At 70.2% G+C, this 21494-nt stretch carries 24 protein-coding genes; 13 read left to right on the top strand and 11 right to left on the bottom strand.

What is annotated here, in order from left to right:
• The first annotated feature begins 116 nt into the window (after positions 1 to 116).
• From AAME72_RS03525 to AAME72_RS03495, 7 genes are all read left to right on the top strand, one after another.
• Positions 117 to 977, top strand: a complete 861-nt coding sequence (locus AAME72_RS03525) for a hypothetical protein (protein WP_348788858.1) — start codon at positions 117 to 119, stop codon at positions 975 to 977.
• Entirely contained in the window at positions 974 to 1762 is a 789-nt protein-coding gene (locus tag AAME72_RS03520) for an SDR family oxidoreductase (RefSeq protein WP_348788857.1), read from the top strand. The genes AAME72_RS03525 and AAME72_RS03520 overlap by 4 nt, the downstream gene beginning before the upstream one ends.
• A 96-nt stretch (positions 1763 to 1858) precedes the next feature.
• The gene (locus AAME72_RS03515) at positions 1859 to 2689 is read left to right on the top strand and encodes a transporter substrate-binding domain-containing protein (RefSeq protein ID WP_348788856.1); all 831 of its coding nucleotides are present in this window, start codon (positions 1859 to 1861) and stop codon (positions 2687 to 2689) included.
• Between the two features lies 1 nt (position 2690).
• Complete coding sequence (locus tag AAME72_RS03510; RefSeq protein ID WP_348788855.1) at positions 2691 to 3353, top strand: amino acid ABC transporter permease; 663 nt, start codon at positions 2691 to 2693, stop codon at positions 3351 to 3353.
• Complete coding sequence (locus AAME72_RS03505; protein WP_348788854.1) at positions 3353 to 4060, top strand: amino acid ABC transporter permease; 708 nt, start codon at positions 3353 to 3355, stop codon at positions 4058 to 4060. The genes AAME72_RS03510 and AAME72_RS03505 overlap by 1 nt, the downstream gene beginning before the upstream one ends.
• A complete protein-coding gene (locus AAME72_RS03500; RefSeq protein WP_348788853.1) occupies positions 4057 to 4785 on the top strand; it encodes an amino acid ABC transporter ATP-binding protein in 729 nt (242 codons plus the stop codon). The genes AAME72_RS03505 and AAME72_RS03500 overlap by 4 nt, the downstream gene beginning before the upstream one ends.
• Positions 4785 to 6383: an amidohydrolase family protein gene (locus AAME72_RS03495; RefSeq protein ID WP_348790200.1), complete on the top strand. Its 1599-nt coding sequence runs from the start codon at positions 4785 to 4787 to the stop codon at positions 6381 to 6383. Before AAME72_RS03500 ends, AAME72_RS03495 begins: the two co-directional genes overlap by 1 nt.
• A 39-nt stretch (positions 6384 to 6422) precedes the next feature.
• Here the strand turns inward: AAME72_RS03495 and AAME72_RS03490 are convergent, their stop codons facing one another.
• From AAME72_RS03490 to AAME72_RS03480, 3 genes are read right to left on the bottom strand one after another with little or no spacing between them, the layout of a single operon-like run.
• Positions 6423 to 7385 (bottom strand): sugar kinase, encoded by a 963-nt coding sequence (locus tag AAME72_RS03490; RefSeq protein ID WP_348788852.1) that lies wholly within the window; start codon positions 7383 to 7385, stop codon positions 6423 to 6425.
• Positions 7382 to 8011: a bifunctional 4-hydroxy-2-oxoglutarate aldolase/2-dehydro-3-deoxy-phosphogluconate aldolase gene (locus tag AAME72_RS03485; RefSeq protein WP_348788851.1), complete on the bottom strand. Its 630-nt coding sequence runs from the start codon at positions 8009 to 8011 to the stop codon at positions 7382 to 7384. Before AAME72_RS03485 ends, AAME72_RS03490 begins: the two co-directional genes overlap by 4 nt.
• Positions 8008 to 9147 (bottom strand): mandelate racemase/muconate lactonizing enzyme family protein, encoded by a 1140-nt coding sequence (locus tag AAME72_RS03480; protein WP_348788850.1) that lies wholly within the window; start codon positions 9145 to 9147, stop codon positions 8008 to 8010. The genes AAME72_RS03485 and AAME72_RS03480 overlap by 4 nt, the downstream gene beginning before the upstream one ends.
• Before the next feature lie 62 nt (positions 9148 to 9209).
• On the opposite strand from AAME72_RS03480, the gene AAME72_RS03475 reads away from it, so the two are divergent.
• Positions 9210 to 9872, top strand: a complete 663-nt coding sequence (locus AAME72_RS03475) for a GntR family transcriptional regulator (protein ID WP_348788849.1) — start codon at positions 9210 to 9212, stop codon at positions 9870 to 9872.
• Here the strand turns inward: AAME72_RS03475 and AAME72_RS03470 are convergent.
• Together AAME72_RS03470 and AAME72_RS03465 are read right to left on the bottom strand one after the other, a co-directional pair.
• Positions 9847 to 11322, bottom strand: a complete 1476-nt coding sequence (locus tag AAME72_RS03470) for a sugar porter family MFS transporter (protein WP_348788848.1) — start codon at positions 11320 to 11322, stop codon at positions 9847 to 9849. The genes AAME72_RS03475 and AAME72_RS03470 overlap by 26 nt on opposite strands.
• A gap of 229 nt (positions 11323 to 11551) precedes the next feature.
• Positions 11552 to 11773, bottom strand: coding sequence for a CsbD family protein (locus AAME72_RS03465; RefSeq protein ID WP_348788847.1), 222 nt, complete (start codon positions 11771 to 11773; stop codon positions 11552 to 11554).
• 154 nt (positions 11774 to 11927) lie between these two features.
• Here AAME72_RS03465 and AAME72_RS03460 point away from each other — a divergent pair, with 154 nt between their 5' ends.
• On the top strand, positions 11928 to 13748 hold the full coding sequence (locus AAME72_RS03460; protein WP_348788846.1) for a hypothetical protein: 1821 nt from the start codon (positions 11928 to 11930) through the stop codon (positions 13746 to 13748).
• 116 nt (positions 13749 to 13864) lie between these two features.
• Here AAME72_RS03460 and AAME72_RS03455 read toward each other — a convergent pair whose 3' ends face one another.
• Positions 13865 to 14872 carry an AraC family transcriptional regulator gene (locus tag AAME72_RS03455; protein ID WP_348788845.1) on the bottom strand — a complete coding sequence of 336 codons (1008 nt, stop codon included), beginning with the start codon at positions 14870 to 14872 and terminating at the stop codon, positions 13865 to 13867.
• A 642-nt stretch (positions 14873 to 15514) separates the two neighbouring features.
• Between AAME72_RS03455 and AAME72_RS03450 the strand changes: the two genes are divergently transcribed.
• The gene (locus AAME72_RS03450; RefSeq protein ID WP_348788844.1) at positions 15515 to 15970 is read left to right on the top strand and encodes a VOC family protein; all 456 of its coding nucleotides are present in this window, start codon (positions 15515 to 15517) and stop codon (positions 15968 to 15970) included.
• Here AAME72_RS03450 and AAME72_RS03445 read toward each other — a convergent pair.
• Positions 15965 to 16795 (bottom strand): NAD(P)H-binding protein, encoded by an 831-nt coding sequence (locus AAME72_RS03445; RefSeq protein ID WP_348788843.1) that lies wholly within the window; start codon positions 16793 to 16795, stop codon positions 15965 to 15967. The two genes, AAME72_RS03450 and AAME72_RS03445, sit on opposite strands and share 6 nt — an antisense overlap.
• Before the next feature lie 175 nt (positions 16796 to 16970).
• Positions 16971 to 17825 (bottom strand): serine/threonine-protein kinase, encoded by an 855-nt coding sequence (locus AAME72_RS03440; RefSeq protein ID WP_348788842.1) that lies wholly within the window; start codon positions 17823 to 17825, stop codon positions 16971 to 16973.
• Positions 17826 to 17969: 144 nt separating this feature from the next.
• Between AAME72_RS03440 and AAME72_RS03435 the strand changes: the two genes are divergently transcribed.
• The gene (locus AAME72_RS03435) at positions 17970 to 18248 is read left to right on the top strand and encodes a hypothetical protein (protein ID WP_348788841.1); all 279 of its coding nucleotides are present in this window, start codon (positions 17970 to 17972) and stop codon (positions 18246 to 18248) included.
• A gap of 13 nt (positions 18249 to 18261) precedes the next feature.
• On the opposite strand, the gene AAME72_RS03430 is transcribed toward AAME72_RS03435, so the two are convergent.
• Complete coding sequence (locus tag AAME72_RS03430) at positions 18262 to 18648, bottom strand: DUF1048 domain-containing protein (RefSeq protein ID WP_348788840.1); 387 nt, start codon at positions 18646 to 18648, stop codon at positions 18262 to 18264.
• A 104-nt stretch (positions 18649 to 18752) separates the two neighbouring features.
• Between AAME72_RS03430 and AAME72_RS03425 the strand changes: the two genes are divergently transcribed.
• On the top strand, positions 18753 to 19355 hold the full coding sequence (locus tag AAME72_RS03425; RefSeq protein ID WP_348788839.1) for a TetR/AcrR family transcriptional regulator: 603 nt from the start codon (positions 18753 to 18755) through the stop codon (positions 19353 to 19355).
• 73 nt (positions 19356 to 19428) lie between these two features.
• Positions 19429 to 19761 (top strand): hypothetical protein, encoded by a 333-nt coding sequence (locus AAME72_RS03420; protein WP_348788838.1) that lies wholly within the window; start codon positions 19429 to 19431, stop codon positions 19759 to 19761.
• A gap of 43 nt (positions 19762 to 19804) precedes the next feature.
• Here AAME72_RS03420 and AAME72_RS03415 read toward each other — a convergent pair whose 3' ends face one another.
• On the bottom strand, positions 19805 to 20581 hold the full coding sequence (locus AAME72_RS03415; protein ID WP_348788837.1) for an SDR family oxidoreductase: 777 nt from the start codon (positions 20579 to 20581) through the stop codon (positions 19805 to 19807).
• 20 nt (positions 20582 to 20601) lie between these two features.
• On the bottom strand, positions 20602 to 21375 hold the full coding sequence (locus AAME72_RS03410; protein ID WP_348788836.1) for a TetR/AcrR family transcriptional regulator: 774 nt from the start codon (positions 21373 to 21375) through the stop codon (positions 20602 to 20604).
• Positions 21376 to 21494 lie beyond the last annotated feature (119 nt).

Here is a 21494-nt window from a genome sequence, read left to right as displayed (position 1 = left end):
GCATCTCCGTCCGACGCCGGCGGAGACGGCCCGGCCCGGCGGCGCCGTTGACGAGTGTCGACAATCGACCATAGACTTGCCCCTTCCGGCAGACCGTCCGTCACGAGGGGGAGGCCATGGCGAGCACCGTGCGACGCGTGACCGATGTCCTGCTGCGTGCAGGAGAGACGAGGGCGACCGTCCACCCCGATTACGGCTGCCTGATCTCGTCGTTCGCGATCGGTGGTGTGGAGTTCCTGTACCGGCGCGAGGATGCCCCTTCGGTGCTCCCTCCGCTCGGCCCACCGGGGCGAGGGTCGGAGCGGGACTTCGACGACGGCATCTTCCGGGGCGGCTGGTTCCCGATGTTCCCCGTGGCAGGGATGCCCGACGACGACACCTGGCAGCACGGCTGGGCTCCGCGCGTCGCCTGGCGGGTGTCGCAGGAGCAGGGCACGCGGCTCCGCACGGAGGTCTCCGGCGACTTCCTGGATGGCGGCGGTGCGGCGGTGACCCGCGACATCCGGGTCGCGCCCGGCATCCTCACGGTGACCACGTCGATCACCAATCGCGGCACCGGCGTGCGAAGTTACACGTTCGGCGAGCATCCCTGCTTTCCGCGCGCTCTTTTCGCCGGGGGTGCGGTCGTCTCGCCTCGGCGGCTGCCTGTCGCGGCCCACGCGGACGGATGGACGGGGCACGCTCGGTGGATGGCCCCGTCGCTGACGGTCGCCGCGCCTCGCGGCGGCCCGAGCGTCACCGTCGACGCGGAAGGCCTCCCCTTCGGCGTCCTGTGGTCGAACTACGCGTCGGAGGAGCTGCCGGATGTGGATTGCCTCGCGTGGGAGCCGTGCACCTCTCGCGGTCTCGGGATCGTGGATGCGCGGGCGTCGCGGTCGGTGACGAGCATCCGCCCGGGCGAGACCCAGCGCTATCGCGTCAGAATCGGAGGGCGCCCGGACGCCGTGTCGACAATGGGACCGAAGGAGGAACGATGACCGAGGCAGTAGTGATCACCGGCGGAGGAAGCGGAATCGGGAGGGCGATCGCGCTGCGCGTCGCCAAGGCCGGGGGCTCTGTCGCCGTCCTCGACCGGGACCTCGAACGGGCCCAGGACGTGGAGCGCGAGTGCTGGGAGGCCGGGAGCCCACGCACTCTCGCCGTCGGGGGAGACGTGTCCAGCGAGGACGACGTCTCCGGCGCGTTCGACCGCGTCGCGGAGGCTTTCGGCGGGGTGGACGGCGTCGTGGCGAACGCGGGGATCGAGGTAAACGGCCACATCGCCGAGCTGGGCCTCTCAACGTGGCGGCGGGTGATCGACACGAACCTCACCGGCACCTTCCTCACGGTGCAGGCGGCCGCACGGCGGATGCGCAGCGACGACCGGGGCGGCTCGATCGTGTGCGTCTCCTCGCCCTCCGCCTTCGTGGGGTTCGCGGGTGGCAGCAACGCCGCGTACGGCTCGTCGAAGGGCGGGGTGTCGGCGCTCGTCCGCGCCGCCGCCCTCGATCTCGCCCCAGACGGTATCCGGGTGAACGGGCTCGTTCCCGGCGCGACCGATACGCCGATGCTCTACTTCGGACTCGACGGCGACGAGCGGGAGGCCGAGCGCCGGCGGTTGCGGACGCTCGCGGAGGCGCAGATCCCCCTGGCGCGGATGGCGGACCCCGGGGAGGTGGCCAACGCGGCCTTCTGGCTGCTGAGCCGGGAGAGTTCGTACGTCACGGGCAGCCATCTCGTCTGCGACGGCGGCTTGATGGCGAAGAGCGCCAACGACTTCTGAGACGGCGGGGTCGACGTGGTCGACAATCTTCGCTTGACCATTGTCGACAATCGACGATAAGCTCCCGTCAACCCTGAGACGAAGAGGATTCAGATCATGCACATCACCCGAAAAGCAGCCATGTTCGCCGCCGCTGTCGCCGCCGCCACCGTGCTGGCGCTCAGCGGCTGCACCTCGCCCTCGGCGGGAGGGGGCAACGCAGGCGGCGGCGAGAGCGTCCTCTCCAAGGTGCTCAGCTCGAAGACCATCAAGATCGGCGTGTTCGCCGACGCACCGCCGTACGGCGTGATGACCAGCAACGGCAAGTACGACGGATTCGACATCGACAAGGCGAACGCGCTCGCGAAGTCGCTCGGGGCGAAGGCGCAGTTCGTCAGCGCCACGAACGCCAGCCGCATCCCCATGCTCGAGACCGGCAAGGTCGACGTGATCATCGCGGCGCTCACCAACCTCGACGAGCGCGCCCAGAAGGTCGCCATGACGCGGCCGTACGCTGCCGAGGGCCAGGTGGTGCTCGTTCCGGTGAACAGCCCGATCACGAGCTACGCGGACCTCGCCGGCCGCAACGTCGCGGCAACGCGCGGATCAGTGCCTGCGACGATCCTCGCCTCGAAGTTCCCGGAGGCGAAGGCGACGTTGTTCGAGGCGGTCGCCGACTCCATCCAGGCGCTGCGCAGCAACAAGGTCGACGCCCTGATGGAGAGCAACTCGGTGGTCGCCGGCATCATGAAGGACTCGGCGGGGCAGTTCCGGGTGCTGGATGCCCCGCAGCTGAGCCCGTCGTTCGTGTCCTTCGGTGTCAAGCAGGGCGACCAGCTCTGGCTGAACTACCTCGACAACTTCCTCATGAACTACAACATCAGCTCGTCGGCCGAGGACTCCTACAAGAAGTGGCTGGGCACCGACGTGCCCGAGCTGATCAAGTGACATGCAGCTCTACTTCGGGGATCTCATCCCCTACGCCGGCGAGCTCCTCACCGGGCTGCTGATCAGCCTCGGCATCACGGCGGTCGCGGCCGTGGCCGGCGGGCTGCTCGCCATCGGCCTCTACCTCGGACGGGCGTCGCGGCGGGCACTGCCGCGGCGCCTCGCCGGAGCGTACATCGAAGTCATCCGGAACACCCCGCTCCTGCTCCAGCTCTACCTGATCTACTTCGCGCTCCCGCAGGTCGGGGTCAACCTCGACCCGATCACGGCCGGGATCATCGCCCTCACCCTCAACAACGCGGCGTACGTGGCCGAGATCTACCGGGCCGGCTTCGAGTCGATCCCGAAGGGGCTGAACGAGGCGGCGGCGGCGCTCGGGCTGTCGCGGCGATCCACGTTCGTCGATGTGCAGCTGGTGCCAGCGCTCCGCAACGTGATCCCCCCGCTGACGAATCAGATCATCCTGCTGTTCCTCGCCTCGTCGATCGCCTCGATCGTGGCCGTGCCGGAACTGATGCACGTGATGATGGGGATCACGTCGGAGACGTTCCGCACCGTCGAGACGTTCGTCGTCGGGGGCCTGCTCTACTTCGGCGTGGCCTTCCTCCTGGCCATGACCTCCAAGCTCGTCGAGACCCGCGTCATCCGATGGAAGGTTGCCTGATGTTCCAGTCCTTCGGCCTCGACGACCTCCTGCTCATCGCGCAGGGCGCGCTCGTGACCCTCATGATCTGTTCGCTCGCCGTCGTCTTCGGCGGGGCGCTCGGCCTCGCCCTCGGCCTCATGGCGTCGGGGCGGATCGCGATCCTGCGCTGGATCAGCGCCGTCTACGTCGGCGCCGTCCGCGGAGTGCCGGTCCTGCTGATCATCTTCTTCGTCTACTTCGGGCTCCCGCTCGCGGTGCCAGGAACGGATGTCCCTGACTATCTCGCCGCCGTCATCGCCCTCTCGGTCTTCGCGAGCGCCTACGTCAGCGAAATCGTCCGCGGAAGCATCGCCGCCATCCCGCGCGGGCAGTTCGAAGCCGCCGAGGCGCTCGGCCTGAGCTACTGGAGCCGCTACCGGTTCGTGATCCTCCCGCAGGCGACACGGATCATCGTGCCGCCCGGCATCGGCTTCCTCGTGGTCCTGATCAAGGACAGCTCGCTGGTGGCGGCGATCGGTCTGATGGATCTGGCCCGCTCGGGCAACATCGTCGCCTCGCTCACCGCGAACCCCATCCTGTCGTATCTCGTCGTCGGAGCCGTCTACTTCGCCATCTGCTACACCGCTTCCGCCTTCGCCCGTCGCTACGAGCGACGCCTCTCGACGAGAGCGGCCGCCCCCGGCGTGGGCGAATCCCTCGCCCTCGCATCTGGAGTCGAAAAATGATCGAAGTCACTGACCTGCGCCTGAGCTTCGGCAAGACCGAAGTCCTCCACGGCATCTCGTGCTCTGTGGCGGAATCGGAGGTCGTCTGCATCATCGGCGCCTCGGGTTCCGGCAAGAGCACGCTGCTGCGCTGCATGAACGGGCTGGAACGCCCCAGCGCGGGAGCCATCACGATCAACGGCCACCGGCTGGGACCGGGCGAGAAGCCGACGGACCTCGCTGTGGTGCGCCGGGACGTCGGGATGGTCTTCCAGCACTTCAACCTCTTCCCGCACCTCACCGTCCTCTCCAACATCACCCTGGCCCAGCGCCGCGTGCTCGGCAGGACCGCGGAGCAGAGCGACGAGCGTGCCCGCCTCCTCCTCGACAAGGTGGGTCTCGCCGACAAGGCGGACCGGTATCCGGACTCGCTCTCGGGAGGACAGGCCCAGCGCGTCGCCATCGCCCGAGCGCTCGCCATGGACCCGAAGGTGATGCTGTTCGACGAGCCGACCTCCGCGCTGGATCCAGAGATCGTCGGAGAGGTCCTCACCGTTATGAAGGACCTCGCCGCGGAGGGGATGACGATGGTCGTCGTGACGCACGAGATGGGGTTCGCCCGCGAGGTGTCCGACCGCGTGATCTACATGGATCACGGCGCCATCGTGGAGACGGCGCGACCCGACGAGTTGTTCGCGAGCCCGCGCGCGGAGCGCACGAAGGCCTTCCTCAGCAAGGTGCTGTGATGCTCGACGTCGTGATCACCGGAGCGCAGATCATCGACGGCACCGGGAGGCCCGCGTTCCCCGCGGATCTGGGCATTCAGGGGGACAGGATCGTGATGGTGGGGGATGCGCAGGACGTGCCGGCCGTGGAGCGCATCGACGCCGACGGCCTGATCGCGACCCCCGGCCTCATCGATCCGCACAGCCACAGCGACTGGTCCGTCCTCGGCAACCCGGAGGCGGTCAGCACGATCCGGCAGGGCGTGACCACCGAGGTCGTCGGCAACTGCGGCGTCACCTATGCGCCGCTGGCGGAGGCGGGGATCGCCCCCGCCTCCGCCGCACTCGGCGCGTTCGGGTTCGACGAGCCCGTCGCCTGGCGGAGCTTCGACGAACTGCTGGAGGAGGTGCACGGGCGGGGCACCAGCCAGAACCTGTCCTGGTTCGTCGGTCAGACGGCCCTCCGGCAGGCCGCCGAGAGCCGGTCGGAGGAGAGCCGGAACTCCCTCGCCGCGGAGCAGGAGCACCTGCTTCACGAGGCGATGGAGGCGGGCGCGATCGGGTTCTCCTCCGGCCTCGAATACGGGGCCGGCCGATTCTCGACCGCGGACGAGCTGACCGAGCTGGCCAGGATCGCCGCTCGCTACGACGGGATCTACGCCAGCCACATCCGCAACCGCGACAGCGCACTGGACGCGGCCGTGGACGAGTTCTTCGCCATCGCGCGCGCCGCCGGGCGCGCCCAGCTGTCGCATCTGAACGTCCGCCACAACACGGGCGCCGACGAGGGCGCCTGGCATCGTGCGGCCGACCGGGTGGTCGACGAGCGAGCGAGCGGGCTGGACATCCTCGCGGATATGACACCGTATAACCAGGGGATCGGGTTCGCGGTCGGTCTCCTGCCCCGCTTCGTGGCGGACAACGAGCCCGCGCGCATTGCCCGGCTTCTGCGCGACCCCGACGTCCAGCTCGGTGTGCGGGAGGACAGCGACCGCTACTGGAGGTTCGTGCACCGCGGCGAGTGGCAGCGCGTGCGCCTCGGTGTTGCTCCGGCGACACCGGAGCTCGAAGGGCTGTCGTTCCCGGAGATCGCGGGTCGCCTCGGCACCGATGAGTGGGGAGCCTTCTTCGAGGTCCTCGCCGCCGCCGGGGAGGAGGTGGGCAGCGTCCAGTTGCTGGGCGATCTGTTCACCGACGAGCATCTGCGCGATGCGATCGCCCACGACCACTTCCTTCTCGGCGTGGATGCGTACACCAGCCGGACCGACGGTCCGCTCGCGGAGCGGACGCGTCATCCCCTCTTCTTCTACGGCCACACCCACTTCCTCGCGCATCACGTCGCCCGCCGCCGCACCCTGACCCTGGAGGAGGCGGTCCGTAAGATGACCTCGGCGGTCGCCGATCACTTCGGGCTCACGGGACGCGGCCGTGTCCGGCCAGGCGCATTCGCCGATCTGGTGCTGTTCGATCCGGCGCGGCTGGCCATCATCGACACGACCGTCGTGCCGCGCGGCTACGCCGATGCCGCCAGGGACGTCTGGGTCAACGGCGTCCGCGTGGTGCGCGACGCGTCGCACACGGGCGCGCGTCCCGGCCGGCACCTCCGCCGAGCCGGCTGACGCGGCTCCGTCGAGGCCGCCGGGACGGCCGGAGGCGGCTCAGCGGAGGACGGGGTCGCCGCCGTCGAGGAAGGCGGCGAGCTCCGCGGCGGTGGGGGAGCCCTCCCAGTCGCCCTCGCTCAGGCACGCCAGCGCTCCGCACGCGCACGCGCGTCGCAGTCGTTCGCCGAGCGGCTGAGCGTCGAGGAGGCCGGCGAGGTACCCTGCCACGAAGGCGTCGCCGGCCCCGACCGTGTCCACGGCCGCGACCGGGAAGGCAGCCTGGTCGTGAACACGCCCGTGTGCACGTGCCGTGGCGCCACGCTCGCCCCGCTTGAGCACGACCTCGCCCGGTCCGATGCCGGCGACGGCGTCCAACAGGCTCTCGTCGGAGGCCGTCGGCGCGGCCGCGCCGAGCAGGAGCTCGAGCTCCCGGCGATCGCCGAACACGACATCCGCCAGGGTGGCCATTCGGGCGAGCCGCTCGCCCGCCTCCTCCCTGGACCACAGCGATGAGCGGTAATTGATGTCGAGGCTGACCCGGATGTCGCGCCCCCGGGCGAGCCGGGCGGCCTCGATCACGGCGGAGGCCGCGGACTCCGACAGCGCGGGGGTGATCCCCGTGAGGTGCAGCAGCTCGACCCCGTCGAGGAGGGCCGGCCGCACGTCCGCGGCGCTCAGCGCGGACGCGGCGCTGCCCGAGCGGTAGTAGGAGACCCGGGTCAGGCCGCCCGGCCGGGCCTCCTTCACCATGAGGCCGGTGGGCCGATCCCGGTCGATGGCCGCAACGACCTCGACATCCTCGGAGCGGATCGCAGCGAGGACAGACTCGCCCGCGCTGTCGTCGCCGAGCCGGGTCAGCCAGCGGACGGGGATCCCCTGGCGGCAGAGCCCGATGGCGGTGTTGGTCTCCGCACCGCCGACGGAGAAGCGGACCGGGCCTCCCGCGCGGAGGCGGGCGCCGGTGCTGAACAGCCCCATGGTCTCGCCGACGACGAGCACGCGGGCGCGGGGAGCCGTCATCGGTCGTCGCCCCGGACGGCCGGCGCGACCAGCAGCGCTGCGCGCTCGCGGAGCCCGGAGAGCGATCCGCCGGCGAGCGCGTCGCCGATCAGCGGACCGCCCATCGAGACGGCGGCCGCGCCGGCGGCGAACCATCCGTCCGCATCCTCGATCTCGACGCCGCCGGAGGGGATGGCGACCAGCGACGGGAACGGGCCGCGCAGCTGGCGGAGGTACCCCGGGCCGACCGCGGACGCGGGGAAGATCTTCACCGCGTCCGCGCCGGCCTCCATGGCCGCCACGACCTCCGTCGGCGTCAGCGCTCCCATGATCGTGGGCACACCGAGCCGCGACGCCAACGCAGGCACGCCCGCGACGAGCCCCGGCGTGACGAGGAACTGCGCGCCCGCGTCGAGCGCCCGACGCGCGAGCTCCTCGTCGGTGACCGTCCCGACGCCGATGGAGGCGTCCTGGCCGAACTCCTCGATGAGGCCGCGGACGTGGCGCAGCGTGTCGGGCGTGGTGAGCGTCAACTCGATCTCGTGGACGCCGCACTCGACGAGCGTCCGGACGACGGGCCGGTAGGCCGCGGCGTGGTCGGCGCGGAGCACGGCGATGATGCGCCGGGCGGACGCTCCCCTGCTCATCGGCCGACGTCCGCGAAGCGCGGGTTCGTGCCATAGCGGCCGAGCGCGTCGACATCGAGGGCGATGCCGAGGCCGGGTGCCGACGGGATGGCGAGGGTGCCGTCCTCGTCGAGCCGCCAGCCGCCGCTCACGAGGTCGTCGACGTACGCCGACCCCGTCTTGTACTCGACGAGGTCCGTGCCGGGAAGCGCGGAGGCGAGCTGCAGGTCGGCCGCGAGGCCGACGCCCGTGTTCCACCCGTGCGGAACGAGGCGGATACCGTGGTCGGCGGCCATCCATCCGATCCGCCGGGACTCGCTGAGGCCGCCGCCCTTCGTCGTGTCCGGCTGGACGATGTCGAACGCCCGCCGCTCCAGGTATGGCAGGAAGCTCTGTCGCCGTGTGAGCACCTCGCCGCCGCTGATCGGGACGGGGGAGGATGCGCGCAGCTCCACGAACCCGTCGATGTCGTCCGGGGCGAGCGCCTCCTCGAACCACGCGACGTCGTAGTCCTTCAGCATCTCGGCCGTCCGCTTCGCCCAGGCCAGCGTCCCGGGGAAGAACGCCTCCGAGCCGCCCGCGTCGACGGCGAGCAGCCGGTCGCCGACCGCCTGCCGTGCGGCCGCGACGGTGCGCTCGTCGGTCGCTGCGTCCACCCGACCGAACTTCCACCAGCCGATCTTGAAGGCCTCGAATCCGGCATCGACCATCTCGACCAGGTTGTCGCGGAGAACCTCGGGCTCGTCCATGAGAAGTGACGCGTACGGTCGCACGCGTTCGCGATGACGGCCGCCGAGGAGACGGCCGACCGGCTGCCCGAGGGCCTGCCCGACGACATCCCAGAGGGCGATGTCGACGGCGCTCGTGGCGTGCGTGAGGCTTCCGCCTCTGCCCATCCAGAACGCGCTCTGATGGAGTGTCTCGGTCAGGCGCTCGACGTCGAGGGCTTCCTCCCCGATGAGCAGCGGCGACAGGACCTCGAGGGCGGCGTCGACGAGGTGCTGGGTGGTGAACGCGCTTCCGATCCCGACCACCCCGGCGTCGGTGTGCACCGCGACGAGCGTGTGGACCACGTCGTCCGGCCGCAACTCGTTCGACCAGCCGCCCTCGGGGGTTGCCCCGCGGAGCCCGCACGTTTCAATTCTGGTGATCTTCACTGCTTCTCTCGTTCCTTTTCATTCGTCGACTGTCGACAATAAACAACGGCTAAGCTGGGGAGATGCCAACGTTGCCGCTTCGTGCCCTTCCGTCCACGTCCCGCCGCGAGGGCGTGGCAGGTGTCCTTCGGGAGGCCATCACGTCCGGTGAGCTCGCGCCGGGTTACAAGCTCGTGGAGCTGGACATCGCACACCAGCTCGGCACGAGCAGGGCGCCCGTGCGCGAGGCGCTGCGCCAGCTCGAGCAGGAGGGGCTCATCGTCTCCTACCCGTATCGCGGGACCGAGGTCCTCGGCGTCAGCCAGGAGGAGATCGAGAACGTCCTCGTCCCCGTGCGGATCGCTCTGGAGCAGTTCGCCTTCCGCAAGGCCATGGACCGGATGGGCGAGGACGACTTCAGGGTTCTCGAGGGGATCGTCGAGAGCATGGAGGGAGCCGCGGCACGGGGTGACCTCGGCGAGATCGCCGACGAGGACGTGCGTTTCCACGAAGCCGTCGTCCTCTTCTCCGGTCAGCAGCACTGCCTGCAGATCTGGCGTTCCGTCCAGCCCCGCGTGCGCGCGTACTTCCGTCGGGACGCGTCCTACTACGGCAACCCGTCGGATGTCGCCGCTCAGCATCGCGAACTCATCGACGTGCTGAGGAGCGGCGACGCCGGCCGCGCCACGACGGCGGTCGAGGACCATATCCGCACCCACTTCAGCGAGCCGCCGACCGGCGCGTGAGGCGCCGTCGCGAGCGGACCGCCGACGCGTTCACGCTCGCCGTCATGTCCTCCAGTTCGCGAGCGCGAGTCTCCCGGACGCCGAAGTAGACGACGAACCATGATGTGAGCGCCATCAGTGCATAGATGGCGTAGCTCCCGGAGAGCGAGATGTCACGCAGCGTCGGAAACGTCAGGTTGAGGATGACCTCGCACGTCCAGTTGGCGGTGGCGGCGACGGAGAGGGCGACGCCGCGGATCCGGTTGGGGAACATCTCGCCGAGGAGTACCCACACGACGGGTCCCCACGAGATCGCGAAGGCGACGACGAACACGTTCGCGCCGACGAGGGTGAGCACGCCCCAGGCGCCTCCGAGCACCACGGCGCCGTCGACCGTCGTGGCCGTGGAGAAGCCGACGGCGACGACGACGAGGCTGACGAACATCCCGGCGGACCCGATGAGGAGGAGGCGGCGGCGGCCGATGCGGTCGATGAGGAGGATGGCGACGACCGTCGCGACGACGTTCACGATCGAGCTGAAGACGGAAAGACCGAAGGAGGCGGACTCCGAGAAGCCGACGGACTGCCACAGCGAGGTCGAGTAGTAGAAGATCACGTCGATGCCGACGAGCGACTGCAGCGCCGCCAGCGCGATACCGATCCACACGATCGGCAGGAACCCGGTCCGCCGGGAGAGGAGGTCGGAGAATCGCGGCCGCGCCGCAGAGTCGAGCGTTGAACGGATCTCGAGGACCTTCGCGGCCGCCGCATCGGCCGAGTCGTTCTCGAGGCGCTGGAGCACCCGCCGGGCCGCGGCGTCACGTCCGCGCGCCACCAGGTAGCGCGGGGACTCCGGCACCAGGAAGGAGGCGAAGCCGTAGATGACGGCGGGCACGACGCCCGCGATGAACATCCACCTCCAGGCCGGCAGCCCGAGGAAGTGGAGCGCATCGGCTCCCGAGAGGGCGGCCGCGATCGATGCATCGGAGAGCAGCGCGGCGAAGATTCCCAGGACGATCGCCATCTGCTGGAGGGACGAGAGCCGTCCCCGGATGGCCGCCGGCGCGATCTCCGAGATGTACAGCGGCCCGATCACCGTGACGGCCCCGACCGAGACGCCGATGAGGAGGCGCCAGAAGCTCAGGTCCCACAATCCGGTGGAGAGGCCGCATCCCACCGCGGACGCCGCGAAGACGGCCGCGGCGATCAGCATGACGCGGGGCCGGCCGATCCGGTCCGCGAGCCATCCGGTGGAGAACGCGCCCAGTGCGGCCCCGAAGAGGGTGATGGAAACGACGACGCCGATGCCCACCGAGGTGAGATGGAAGCTCTTCTCGATCGGATCGACGGCACCGTTGATGATGGCCGTGTCGAACCCGAACAGGAAGCCGCCGATCGCGGCGACGACGGAGAAGAGGATGACCTGGGAATGGCCCCGAAGTCTCGCCTGCGGCGCGGTGGTGACAGACACGTGAACTCCCTTGTGAAGAACTGCATCGTATCCCGAATGTCGATTGTCGACAACCCGCGGATGATCGCGAGCCCAGGGAAGATTCGAGTCCGGTCAGCCGCCCGGGCAGCCGCCTGGTCCCGCCCGCTCTGAGTTCCGGCATGGCAAACCCCCGCGATCCCGATGTTCACACGGGATGCGGGGGTTTCGACGTTCGCGCCGTCGCCCACGAGAAGGGCGACGCGCGGTCCTAGGGAGTGTTCGTGTCGTCACGTCGGTCGTCGTGCGCCTTGTCGGCGGTGTCCTTCAGGTGTGCTTTCGCGTCGGCGACGGTGTCCTTGATGCTTCCCTCCGCCTGCTCCGCCTTCCCCTTCAGCACGCGCGACTCGTCGTCGGTGACCTTGCCGATGACCTCGTCGACCTTGCCCTTCAGCTTGTCGCCCTTCGCCTCCGCCTTGTCGTCGATAGCCATGATGTCCTCCTCGATCGGTCCGGATGCTTACGTGATGCCGGTCAGGTTACGCGGAATCGGAACGGGCATAAGGGGGTGCGCGGATTGCGGAGCGCCGGGTGCATATCGGCGAGCACGGACTTCTCAGCCGCCCGCATGTGAGTAGTGTCGCGTCATGCGCGGGAAGCGTGGCGTGGCAGACGCACCGGGAGGTGCGTGGTGGCGCGAGGTCACTATCGTGGCCTGCGCGCTGCTCCTCAGCGTGGTGCTCCTGATCGTCTTCCACTCCGCCGGCGATGCGGCTTGGGTGCACCGCTACCTGTCGCCGGTCGCGGGCTCCGATGCGGCGATCTGGCAGGTGCAGACGACGTTCCTGTCCGTGGGCTTCGCCGGGCTGACGATCGCCGCACAGTTGTTCGCCGAAGCTCCCCTCGCGATCGGAACGTCCCGCAAGCGCGTCCTGGCGTACATCGGCGCAAGCTGGTTCGTGACTGCGGGACTCGCGGGGAACGCGGTCATGGCACTCGAATCCATCTGGCTGCAGAGCGCGACGGGAGTCGTGATCGCGTTCGCGTGGCTCGCGGCGACCGCCGTCCTGCTGATGGTGTCGACGTCCAGGCTCGCGCACCTCTTCGGGCATCCGTCCCGCCTGGACGAGGTCGTGCGCTCCTCGCTGATCGAGACGCTGTCCGATCGACTCGACCGGGTGGCGCGCCGGTACTCCGACGCGAGGACCGGCCTCGAGGAACTCCTGACGTCCGACTCGTCGCGCACCTCCACTCGCTCCATCTCCACGTTGTATGTCCCGGTGCCCCAGGCCGGGCGGGTCATCCGAGCCATCGATCCCGATGCTGTGCGCCAGGCGATCGCGTCGCTGGATTCGTCGGAGACCGAACGCGATCGGTCGGATCCCGCTCTCTCGGGAGGTGACGACCCGCCGCAGATCGTGCTCGATGTCCGTCCTGGGGACCGCACCCGCCTCGGGGCCACCGCATTCCGGATCGTCACGTCGAACCGGCTCGACGATGCCGCGGCGGTGCGGGCGGTCGAGCTCCTCCAGTCGAGCATCGAGCTGGAGCCGCCGGAAGCGGCCACCGCGTACGAGGAGACAGAGCACGAGATCGCCACCCTCACGGATGCCATCGGCACCAGTCTCCGATCCGGTGCCCTGGCGACTGCTGAACGGGCTCTGGAACTTCTCGGACACATCGCGCAAGGCGTGTGGATGGCCGGGCTCGATCGGGCGGACGCGGCCGAAGGGACGTCCCTGACGCGGGGGAGCGGGCTTCTCCAGAGCATCGTCGAGGTGGAGCAGGATGTCCTGCTCTCGCCGCAGGTGGCAGAGGTCTTCGTCACGGCGACCACGACCCGAACCCTTGAAGCGGCGGCGACGGGGTCCGGCGGATACATCGATGAATGCCTTCGGAGCTTCACGCGGCAGTGGCAGGACATCCTGAGCCGGGGCGGCCCGGAGTTCGATGCGCTCCCCGTTCGCATCGTCGCGTGCGTTCAGAACCTGACCCTGTACTCGGACCCCTCGGCGAGCGAGACTCACGCCTTGCGGTCGCGCGGCACCTGGGCGATGGTCGAGCTGGTCAAGCTCGCCCTCGACGCACGGAGGCCGGAGATCGCGAAACTCGCGGCGGACGCGCTCCGGCGGCTCTTCGAGTTGGAACCGGACGGTCCCGCTCGCTCCGAGGTCCGGGCCGGTCTCCTGGTCCTCTCCGGATGGCTTGCATACCTGGCGGACGCGGACGACGAGCGTTACTCGCCCGACCCGGACCTCGCAGCCGCGCTGGTCTCGGACGGCTCCTGGGACGACATTCTCGCGGCGCGCGAGGTCGTGGATGGCGGAACGCCGTTCAGCCGCTGGGACCGGTGGGAGACCGACAGCACGTCGACTGGACGCGTCCAGAGCTCGGCGCTGCCTGGTTTCATCGACCGCGCGCGGGACGCCGCGCTCGCCGGCTCCTCCGGCGACGGTCAGCCGAGGTGATCGCAGCTGTCGTACGGTCGCAGTGACCGCCCTAGGGGTGCATACTCGACCGGTTCCGCACTCGGGGCCGGGCGCCGCACACCGAGCGCGAATTCCGGCGCTCGCAGGCGTGTCGTTCACGCATGCCGCGGGAGCCCCCGTCGTTGCCGCAAGGTCGCGGACGGGTGCTCCCCGAACGCGCGTGCGTACTCTCCTGCGAACCGGCCGAGGTGCACGAATCCCCACCGCGTGGCGACCTCGGTCACGCTGACCGTTCCCGGTCCGGCGGTCGACAGCTCGTGGTGCACCTTGTCGAGCCGCAGCCGGCGGAGATACGTCATCGGCGTCGTATCCAGCGACCGTCGGAAACCTTCCTGCAGGCTTCGGACGCTCAGCGAAACGTCCGCGGCCAGCTCCGCCACCGTCCACGGATGACCGGGATCGCTGCGCATGAGCTCGACGGCGCGAGAGACCGGCCGCGAGCCGCCCGTCGGTGACGGTGCGGCCAACAGAGCCGAATAGTTGTGCGGCTGTCCGAACAACAGGCTCTGGATGATGATCTGCTCAAGCCGCTGCGTCGCAAGGGGGTGAGTGAGCGGACCATCCTCCTGCGCTGCTGCTCCGTCGACCATTCGGAGGGCGTGCATGATCGTCAGTCCTCCGGTGCCGGCGAGGTTCAGCTGTGCTGTGAATTCGAGCGGCCGGCCTGCGGGCTCGCCGAGCAGGTTCTCGAGTTCGAGCCTGAGCTGGTCGCGGGGGATCATCAGTGCGAGCTGAGAGAACCGGTCGCTGCAGTCGAGCTCGACCGGTCTGCCCGGCATGAAGACGGCGGCCGTCGTCGGCGTCCCGCGCACCGGAGTGCCGAGTGCGGCGCGCATCGTCGCGACGCCGCTGATCGGGATATCGACGTGGAAGTCCCGCGCTTCCGCGGTCCGAACGCGCACGGCGTCTCCGAAGCGCATGAAGCCGCAGACGATCCCGCCGACGGCGGCCGCGTTCAGCGTCAGGTCGACGGCGTTCCGAGGCTTCGCGGAAGGGAAATCGACAGGCAGGAACACCTCGGAGAGCACTCGACGGGCTTCCTCGACGCCGTGTCCCGACGCGATGCGGCGGCTCCCGAACATCTCGAACGCCTGTGACTGCATGCCGAGATTGTAAGCACACTAACTAACGCCCGCTCTGCCGCGCGGTTGAGGCGAGGCCACGGGCGCGGCCTGCTCGCGCCGCGCGGACAACATGCCGCGCAGACCGGATATCTGCCCCGTGCCGCCGTGCATAGCGTGGAGGGGTCGTCGAGCCCCGGATCGACGGCGCGGTGGCCCTCCTCTTCGGGTGGGGAGGGCCACCACAGCTTTCTGCACCGCGCTGCGGTGGCAATGGAGAACAGGTCCCGAGGCGGTAGCGGATGAATCACAGAAGCGTGGTCAGCGTTCGATGACCCGGTCGGATTTCCCGGCGCTGCCGAGGGCATGTCCGCGCTGCGGCGCTCGCGCGAACGTCTTCAGCAACCCGTACTTCGGTGTGGGCCTTGCGGTCCACAGCCATCTCTGGAGCTGCACACGCTGCGAATTCGTCGCGTTCCTCAACATCCGAAGCGCCGAGGACGCCGGTGACGCTGCCGATCAGAACCGACGAGCGCCCCGGCGCGGCGCAAGCGGTGGGCTCGCGCGGTTGATCCGATTCGGCAGGCGATAGGAACAGTGGCGGCGGGCTCTTGTGGCGGCCGAGCGCGGTGCACCAGACTGTCGGCGTCGGCGACCGGGGCCGCCGTTCGAGGCGCGGGAGCGGTGCGGACGACCGGCGACGAGGCGGCCTCGCACCGCCGCATTCTGGACGGCGAAGGGGGGCACGCGATGGCCTTCAGCGAAGTGATCCCGTACCTGTACTACGAAGACGCCGACGCCGCACTCGACTGGCTCGAACGGGTGCTCGAGTTCGGGCCATCGACGCGGTGGCGGCTCGGTGGTCCGACGACCAAAGAGGCCGACATCCTCATCGGGGGGAGCCGTGTCTCCATCACAGGACGGCCACCCGGCGTCGGCCACGGCGCGGGTGCCCTCCTCATCGTCCACGTCGATGACATCGATGCCTACCGCGCGCGGGTCGCAGAAGCCGACGGGAGCGCTCCGATCAGCTCGGTGCAGAAGCAGGCGTACGGGCCGCGGACCTTCACTGTCGTGGATCCGTGGGGCTACCGGTGCAACTTCTGGCACGGCGAGTCCGACCCTCCGACCGACTCATGACCCGCTCGCGTCGTCCGTGATCCAACCATCGATCTCACCGACGACGCTCCCAGCGACGTCACCGATCCCCCGCGGCTCGCGCCCCAGCGTCCGTCGGAGGTCGTCCGTCTCGTGGGCGAGCGCCCCCGCCGCCGCGGCCGCGTGCAACGGCCCGAACGGGCCCGCGTCGGCGACCGGGACATCGCGGTGCTCGACGGGATGCCCGAGCAGACCGCTCAGGACGTCCGCGAGCTCCCGGTAGGTCCATGCCCGCCCGCGCAGCTCCAGCAGCTCCTCCCGGGGAGGGGCGGCGACCACGCGCGCGGCGGCCTCCGCGAGATCGGCGATGGACGCGGTGGCCAGCGGCCGGGATGCCGTCGCCGACGCGATCCAACCGCTCCGCGCCTGCTCGACGGCTGCCTGCACGAACGGCTCCGTGTAGAAGCCGTTGCGCAGGACCGTCGCTCCGCCGCGTTCGCGCAGCGCCGCCTCCGTCGCCGCGTGGGCCGCGTCGTGCTCGGCGCCGTGGACGCTCGTGTAGACGACGTGGTCGATCGACGCCGCGGCGGCGAGCACGGCGCGGTGCTGACGGAGCCGCTCGTCCGGGTCGAGCACGGGGCTCGAGACGAACAGCAGACGGTCGATTCCGCGGAAGGCCTCCGCGAGGCGCGCGGGATGCGCGTAGTCGGCGATGCGCGCATCCACTCCGATCCGCCCGAGCCGATCGGCCGCAGCGGCTGTGCGGACGAGCGCGTGCAGCTCCTCGGCGGGGTGAAAGGAGAGAAGGGATCGGACGGCAGCGCCGCCGAGACGACCGGACGCGCCGGTGACGAGGATATGGGTCATTGCGTGCTCCTGAAAGAGTCGACGGGAAGGGTACGAGGCCGGGGAGTCGAGGACTCCCGGGCATCACGAAGCCGTCGTCGCGCGCACGCGCGGGCAGGCAGCCGTCAGGCGCCCGCGGGGATCACGTCAAGAAGAATCATCCGCCGCGAGGCTACCGCATCACCGGGCGGTGAGGCTACGCGGGCTCGTGCTCCCTGTCCGCGCGCAGGGCACCTCGCGCCGCGGTCGCGACGTCCGCAGCGGACGGTCTCCGCGACGCGTCGGGATGCGTCATCGACCGGATGAGCGCGCGCCAGGGCTCGGGAACGTCGTCCGGTGCCTCCGGGTCGTGGTCGAGGCGGGAGAGCGCGGATGCCACCGGGGTTCCCGGGAATGCGACGGTCCGCGTGAAGCATTCCAGCAGGACGAGGCCGAGCGAGTAGATGTCCGACGCCGGGGTCAGCGGCTCGTTCCGCACCTGCTCGGGGCTGAGGTAGGCGGCCGTTCCGAACGTCTCCTCCGCGAACTCCTGGGGGCGGGTGGCGTGGATGGCGATGCCGAAGTCCGTCAGCCGCGCCCGCGGACGCGAGAACCGGGTCCCGTAGTCGACGACCATGATGTTCGTCGGCGTGACGTCGCGATGGATGACGCCGCGCGCGTGAACGTATTCGAGTGTCTCGGCGACCTCGAACGCGACTTCGCCGATCCGCCGGGTCGACAGCGGGCCCGCGTTCAGCGCAGCTCGCAACGTGTCGCCCTCGACCAGCTCGATGACAAGGAACGGGCGAGGATCCTTCGGCGACGAGTCGTCGACTCCCGCATCCAGGATCGACACGACGCCGTGGTGGCGGAGCCCGGCGAGCACGCCCACCTCGGCGCGGAACCGCGCGAGGTCGTCGGGCGTCCCCGAGGAGAACAGCTTGATCGCGACGTCGCGGCCGAGGTTCTCGTCGCGAGCGCGGAACACCATGGAGGAGCCGCCACGCGCGAGCAGCCGCTCCGGGCGATACCTTCCGAGCAGAAGCGGAACCGGGGTCTCGAGTCTGTCCACCTCACCATTTTCCGGCATTCTCGGCGTGGCCACCGCCCGGTGGACGCTGCCGCCGGCCTGGGGTAATGGGGTGGCGCATGCAGCGGCGACGAGCGGGACCCCGGGGGAGCGCGGGGTTAGCCTCATGCGCCGCGCCGCGCGAGCATGTTCGTCGCCGCCCTCGCCAACCCGCTCACGCTCGCGATCGTCGCACCCGCGCTCATCGCGTCGCTGCTCCTGCGCGGCGGCGTCTCCTCCGCCCCTGGACTGGTCGGCTCGGTCGATGTGCCGGCGGCCGCCGCCCTGCTGCTCGGTCCATCCCGGTCGTGGTGGTGCTCCGCCGCCGCGCATCCCGGATGCGGTCCACGCCTGGACGTATGTCGGGCTCCTGGTCGCGTCCGCCGTCACTGTCGCGGTGGCTTCCGGGTCGTCGCACCCTGGTGAGCGCCTGTGCTTCTCATCCGCTCGAATCGCGGCGCGATCGTCTCCGCGCCTCAGCTCGCCCGATGGCGACTTCGAGTCGTTCCCGCGCGACGCGGTCTCGTCGCGTCGGGCCGTGGTTGCGGGCGAGGTCCCACGCGAACTCCGCGGCATCCGGGCCGACGATCCGCCGGATCGGCGCGCCGTCGAACGCGGCCTGCTCGAGCAGCTCGCCCACCTCCGCGCGGACGGACGCGAGGGGGCGGCCGCCGTCGACGGCGCGGGTGCGGCGCAGGTAGCGGGCGAGCGCACGCGCGACGATCGTGTACTCCGCGGGCAGATCGACGGGGTGCCCGTCGCGCCGGGCGCGGCCCCTGCTCGGCGCGTCCGGGAGGGCGGGGAATGGCGGCGGCGCAGTGGTCATGGTGTTCCCTCCGTGAATATGGCGACACGGAACGTGTCGTGTTGCGAACGTAGCAGAGCGTCCGCTGCAAAACAACACGATCCGTGTCGTGTAGTCTGCATGGCATGGGAACCCCGGATCCGGTCAGGCGAAGCGAGCGCGCCCGGACCGCTGTGCTCGAGTCGACGATCGACCTCTGCCGCGCCGACGGGTTCGCGCGCATGACGATCGAGGGCATCGCTGAGCGGGCGGGGGTGAGCAAGAAGACGATCTATCGCTGGTGGTCGTCGAAAGGCGAGGTGCTCCTGGAGGCTCTGGCCGGCAGAGCGGAGATCGCCGCGGCGTTCCCGGACTCGGGAGACCTCGTGCGTGACATGTGCGCACAGACGATGAGCGTGGTCGAGCTGCTCAGCCCGCAGGAGACGTCCCCCTACGCATCCCTCGTCGCGGAGGGCCAGCGCGACCCTGCGCTGTCCGCCGCGATCCGGACCCGGCTCGTCGACCCGTTCATCGCGCGGTTCGACGAGCGCATGCACTCGGCCGTGGCTGCGCGGGAGCTCCCCGCGAGCGTCGACCTCGGGGTCGCCGTCGACCTGTTCTATGGACCGATCTACCACCGGCTCGTCTTCGGCCTGGGACTGCCCGACGGGCCGCAGCTGGAGACGCGTGTCCGGCATGTCGTGGCGGCGCTCCGCAGCGGCGGCGTGCCACGGCCTCCCGCTGGCTGACAGACGATTCGGGGCGACGGCGAGGCGCACCGCCTAATCTGACCAGGGGACCGACGGCGAGAAGGGTGTGGCGATGGGGAAGCTGTGGGCTCGATCCGACGAGGAGCGCGAGGCCGCGCGGCGGGCGAAGCAGGAGCGTACCTTCCGGGCGAGCCCGCTCGGCCGTGCCACGGCCGCATTCGCGGACGGCGACGGGTTCTTCCAGCTGCGCCTGAACGCGGACGATGTCCGCGACGACCTGCTGGCTCGCGTCGAGGCGGTCGGTTGGCGGTTGGAGCACGCCGGGTGGGTCTTCGTGCCGACGGGCTCGTCATCGACGGACTTCGGCGGCGGTGTGAGCACGTCGACGGACGGCGAGCTCACCGGCATCTACCTCTTCCGACGGGACGAGCCCGTCGCGTCCTGAGTCGTCCGACCGCTCCGACGCCGGCACCGGAGCGGCGCAACGCTCAGTGGGCCGTCCAGCCGCCATCGACCGGCAGGACGGCGCCGGTGATGAAGCTCGCGTCCGCGCCGGTGAGCAGCATCGCCGCCGCGGTGATCTCGTGGGGCTCCGCCCAGCGGGCGACGGGGACCTCGTCGGCGAGGAACCGCTGGACGCGCGCGTCCGCGTCGGCTCCATCGTTGAGCGGCGTCCGCAACGGTCCGGGGGCGAGCGAGTTGACCGTGATGCCGCTCCCGGCGAGCTCGACGGCGAGGCTTCGCGTCAGCTGCACCACCGCCCCTTTGCTCGCGGCGTACCCCGAGCGATCGGCAGCGCCGACGATGCCGAGGGCGCTGGCAATGGTCAGGATGCGGCCGTAGCCGGCGGCCCGCATGACGCGGGCCGCGGCGCGGCAGGGGAGCCAAGTGCCGACGATGTTGACGTCGAGGCAGCGTCGCAGCGCGGCGACGTCGAGTTCGTCCAGGGATCCCCGCGCTTGGACGCCGGCGCTGGTGACGAGCACGTCGAGCCGACCGTGACGGCCCGCGATCGTTGCGACGAGCTCGTCGACGGAGTCTTCGTCGGTGACGTCGCAGCCGATTCCGATGGCCGTGCTGCCCGTGGCGTCCGAGAGCCGTTCGGCCGCGGCGCGGCAGGATCCGGCGGACCTGCTGGCCACGATCACGGTGGATCCGGCGCGGGCGAGGGCCTCCGCGATCGCATAGCCGAGCCCCGACGAGCCGCCGGTGACGAGGGCGACCTGGTCGGACCTGCTCGACCGCGTCGAATCCGAAGCGGGCACGCCTCGCTCGCTCGACCCGCTCAACGCGGAGCCGCCGCATCGCTCAGCCGCCCGAGGTGCGCCTCGATGCCGTCGAGGATGCGAGCGAGCCCGAACTCGAATCCGTCGGGTGCCGGTTCGTCGTCGAGGAAGCTCGGGTCGACCATGACCTCGGCGAGGGCGTTCAGATCCCGTGCACGGAGCTGCCCGTCGAGGAAGTCGCGGACCTCTGCAGCGACCGCTTGGCGCTCGGGGTTGTCCTTGGTCAGTGCAGCCGGCACCGGTGACGCCCGCCGCAGGTTGGCTCCGTAGCGGGCGTGACTGTCGAGCAGGTAGGAGCTGCTGAGCAGCTCGTGCGGGGGCATGCCCGTCGGCGCCAACGCCGCGAGCAGCGCGTTCAACCACGACGCCGTGTGCGGGGTGAGCGGGACGGTCGTCGGCACGTCCAGGAGCCACGGGCGGGTGAGGAACCGTTCGAAGAGCCGATGCGCCCAGAGGGACGCGGCCTCGCGCCATCCGCTCGACGGCAGCGCGGGCGGGTCGCCCCAGGCGGCATCCGCGACGAGTACGACGAGTTCCTCCTTGGACCCGACGTAGCGGTAGAGCGCGTTCGTCGTCAGGCCGATCCGGCGAGCGACGCGCGGAAGCGACGCGCCGGCGATTCCCTCCTCATCGGCGATCTCCGTCGCTGCCTGGACGATCTCGGCGACGGAGTGAGCGGGTCGAGGCCCCCGGCTTCCCGGGGGACTCACGATGCCCCACGCGGAGGTGAGCGCGGTGGGCAGGGTCGAGTCGTGGGGAGTCCGAGGCGCCATGTCGGAGATTGTCTCAGAGAATCCGTCGAAACAGTAGACGGATTACACAGTTTCGAGTTACTGTGCATGCCATGAACACTATATTGCGTACACAGATTCATTTCCCCGCTTCGGCGCGT

Origin of the sequence: Leifsonia sp. NPDC080035 (genome assembly GCF_040050925.1) — a bacterium.
Classification (GTDB): Bacteria; Actinomycetota; Actinomycetes; order Actinomycetales; family Microbacteriaceae; genus Leifsonia.
This window is presented reverse-complemented; position numbering and strand designations above follow the sequence as displayed.

What these genes read in the sequence shown, in the direction of transcription:
- AAME72_RS03525 (WP_348788858.1), top strand. Translation starts at nt 117, where the DNA reads ATGGCGAGCACCGTGCGACGCGTGACCGATGTCCTGCTGCGTGCAGGA.
- AAME72_RS03520 (WP_348788857.1), top strand. Translation starts at nt 974, where the DNA reads ATGACCGAGGCAGTAGTGATCACCGGCGGAGGAAGCGGAATCGGGAGG.
- AAME72_RS03515 (WP_348788856.1), top strand. Translation starts at nt 1,859, where the DNA reads ATGCACATCACCCGAAAAGCAGCCATGTTCGCCGCCGCTGTCGCCGCC.
- AAME72_RS03510 (WP_348788855.1), top strand. Translation starts at nt 2,691, where the DNA reads ATGCAGCTCTACTTCGGGGATCTCATCCCCTACGCCGGCGAGCTCCTC.
- AAME72_RS03505 (WP_348788854.1), top strand. Translation starts at nt 3,353, where the DNA reads ATGTTCCAGTCCTTCGGCCTCGACGACCTCCTGCTCATCGCGCAGGGC.
- AAME72_RS03500 (WP_348788853.1), top strand. Translation starts at nt 4,057, where the DNA reads ATGATCGAAGTCACTGACCTGCGCCTGAGCTTCGGCAAGACCGAAGTC.
- AAME72_RS03495 (WP_348790200.1), top strand. Translation starts at nt 4,785, where the DNA reads ATGCTCGACGTCGTGATCACCGGAGCGCAGATCATCGACGGCACCGGG.
- AAME72_RS03490 (WP_348788852.1), bottom strand. Translation starts at nt 7,385, where the DNA reads ATGACGGCTCCCCGCGCCCGCGTGCTCGTCGTCGGCGAGACCATGGGG.
- AAME72_RS03485 (WP_348788851.1), bottom strand. Translation starts at nt 8,011, where the DNA reads ATGAGCAGGGGAGCGTCCGCCCGGCGCATCATCGCCGTGCTCCGCGCC.
- AAME72_RS03475 (WP_348788849.1), top strand. Translation starts at nt 9,210, where the DNA reads ATGCCAACGTTGCCGCTTCGTGCCCTTCCGTCCACGTCCCGCCGCGAG.
- AAME72_RS03465 (WP_348788847.1), bottom strand. Translation starts at nt 11,773, where the DNA reads ATGGCTATCGACGACAAGGCGGAGGCGAAGGGCGACAAGCTGAAGGGC.
- AAME72_RS03460 (WP_348788846.1), top strand. Translation starts at nt 11,928, where the DNA reads ATGCGCGGGAAGCGTGGCGTGGCAGACGCACCGGGAGGTGCGTGGTGG.
- AAME72_RS03455 (WP_348788845.1), bottom strand. Translation starts at nt 14,872, where the DNA reads ATGCAGTCACAGGCGTTCGAGATGTTCGGGAGCCGCCGCATCGCGTCG.
- AAME72_RS03445 (WP_348788843.1), bottom strand. Translation starts at nt 16,795, where the DNA reads ATGACCCATATCCTCGTCACCGGCGCGTCCGGTCGTCTCGGCGGCGCT.
- AAME72_RS03435 (WP_348788841.1), top strand. Translation starts at nt 17,970, where the DNA reads ATGTTCGTCGCCGCCCTCGCCAACCCGCTCACGCTCGCGATCGTCGCA.
- AAME72_RS03430 (WP_348788840.1), bottom strand. Translation starts at nt 18,648, where the DNA reads ATGACCACTGCGCCGCCGCCATTCCCCGCCCTCCCGGACGCGCCGAGC.
- AAME72_RS03425 (WP_348788839.1), top strand. Translation starts at nt 18,753, where the DNA reads ATGGGAACCCCGGATCCGGTCAGGCGAAGCGAGCGCGCCCGGACCGCT.
- AAME72_RS03420 (WP_348788838.1), top strand. Translation starts at nt 19,429, where the DNA reads ATGGGGAAGCTGTGGGCTCGATCCGACGAGGAGCGCGAGGCCGCGCGG.
- AAME72_RS03410 (WP_348788836.1), bottom strand. Translation starts at nt 21,375, where the DNA reads ATGGCGCCTCGGACTCCCCACGACTCGACCCTGCCCACCGCGCTCACC.